The following is a 1,901-nucleotide window of genomic DNA, read 5'->3' as shown; positions in this document are numbered from 1 at the left end:
ACATCTTAATGAACCGCTGTATACGAGACCCGTACGTACAGTGGTGTGAGAGGCTCTCCCCGTCAGCCTAGCTGGCGGGGCAGCCTACTCGATTATCGGTAGCTCTTCTTCCTTCGTTCGTTGGTCAGCCGTTACAAGTTGTCGGTTACAAACTGTTGTGAATAGCTTTTAATCATTTGTCGAACTTGTCGAAACTGCTCTAAAATTTCTTCTTCTGTCCCAGTTGATTTTGCAGGGTCGGGAAAGTTTTGATGAAACTTTTTTGCCTTTGTCGGAAAGAATGGGCAACGCTCTTTTGCATTGTCGCAAACGGTAATTACAAAATCAAAGTCAATGTCTTTATACTCGTCAATGTTGTTAGAAGTATGGTTTGAAATGTCAATGCCGTCCTCTTTCATTGTAGCAATTGCTCTCGGATTTACTCCGTGAGTTTCAATACCTGCACTATAAATTTCTGCTTTGTCGCCTGCAAAATGTCGTAAGTAACCTTCTGCAATTTGGCTTCGGCAACTGTTTCCTGTGCATAACACTAATATTCTTTTCATTATGATTAATCTATTTTAACTACACTAATAAATATCCATAGTAGGTTTATAATTGTAAATCTTGGGTCAAACCCATAGTAAAAGTTCAGTCCAATAATACCCGATAGGATTATTAAGAAGCGTTTGTGTCTGCCAATATATTCTATTATATGTTTCATACTTTTAACAACAGCCACTGCCTGGCTTACAAGAATTTTGAATTGTAACTTGTGCTAAATTTATTTTCAATTTTTCTTTTGGAATGCCACAACTATCAGAAGCTAAACAAGCTGTTTGTTTTGAAATAAGAACAAAGTTTTTTCCATTGAAATCTAAATCATATTTACCGATTGTTTCAGCTTGATATTCAACTTCAATTTCTAAATCTTCCATTCCCAATTTTTCTTCGGATAGTTTAATGATGTTAAGCAACTTTGTCGGTTTTAAGCGGTGTTCAAAATCGTTTGCATCCCATAATTGAAAGTTCGCCACTTTCTCATTTCTGATTGTCCCACCGCAGTCAATAAAGTGCTTAGTTACTACTCCAACTTCGGTAACGTGGAAATTTTCAGGAACAGTAGTTCCGTTTTGAAGTTTGAAATTCACTGCTTCGGCTGTGCCTAAATGTTTTTTTATTTCTGATAATTTCATATTGCTTTTTATTTATTTGGTTAACAACAATTACTTTTTTTCTTTTCTAATTTGGTTGAAATGTTTGCAAAATAGCTTTGCAGTTTGTCAATTGCCCTTTCGTCTATGCAGTAACAAATAGTATTACCTTCAATGTCGCCTTTGATAAGTCCAGCATTTTTTAATTCCTTTAAATGTTGCGAAACTGTCGGCTGTGCTAAAGGAAGTTCATTAACTATGTCGCCACAAATGCAAGTGTCCACCTTCATTAAATATTCCATAATGGCAACCCTTGCAGGGTGTCCCAATGCCTTTGCGAGTGTCGCAATGGCGTTTTGTTTGTCGGTAAAGTGTTCTGTCTTTGTCGCTCCCATTTCAAATATTTATATTGCAATATTACGATAAAGATTTGAGGTAACAAGTAGCCCCGTGAAATAATTTATCCACTGTCAATTTATATATTGTTTGGTCTTAACTTTCGCCTGTTTTTAGCACAAACTTTCAGGTTAGCACTGTCGTCATAGAGTTACCGATAACGGTTTGGCGCTTGGCGAAGAAGCGGATTTCGAAGCACAAAACTGTCTGCCAGCACTGAACTTGATACGAAGCACAAAGCTTCATTTAAGCACTGAACCCGCTTTTTTGCCAAACGCCTGTGTGTGCCTTGAATGGTAAATATAGTAAAAGTTCTTTAAACGGAAGCGTTTTTGGAACAAGTCCAGAGGGTGAAAGTCCCTTGTGCGCGGA

Annotated in this window: 3 protein-coding genes; all 3 read right to left on the bottom strand. The window is 37.6% G+C overall.

What is annotated here, in order from left to right:
- Window positions 1–131: 131 nt before the first annotated feature.
- On the bottom strand, window positions 132–545 hold the full coding sequence (locus BLS65_RS17650) for an arsenate reductase ArsC (RefSeq protein WP_092441104.1): 414 nt from the start codon (window positions 543–545) through the stop codon (window positions 132–134).
- A 162-nt stretch (window positions 546–707) separates the two neighbouring features.
- On the bottom strand, window positions 708–1,175 hold the full coding sequence (locus BLS65_RS17645) for a DUF6428 family protein (protein WP_092441103.1): 468 nt from the start codon (window positions 1,173–1,175) through the stop codon (window positions 708–710).
- Between the two features lie 20 nt (window positions 1,176–1,195).
- On the bottom strand, window positions 1,196–1,528 hold the full coding sequence (locus tag BLS65_RS17640; RefSeq protein ID WP_092441102.1) for an ArsR/SmtB family transcription factor: 333 nt from the start codon (window positions 1,526–1,528) through the stop codon (window positions 1,196–1,198).
- Window positions 1,529–1,901 lie beyond the last annotated feature (373 nt).

The sequence above is a fragment of the Williamwhitmania taraxaci genome (assembly GCF_900096565.1).
In the GTDB taxonomy this organism is placed as follows: domain Bacteria; phylum Bacteroidota; class Bacteroidia; order Bacteroidales; family Williamwhitmaniaceae; genus Williamwhitmania; species Williamwhitmania taraxaci.
Note: the sequence above shows the minus strand (reverse complement) of the source record. Positions and strands in the feature narration are given on the sequence as shown.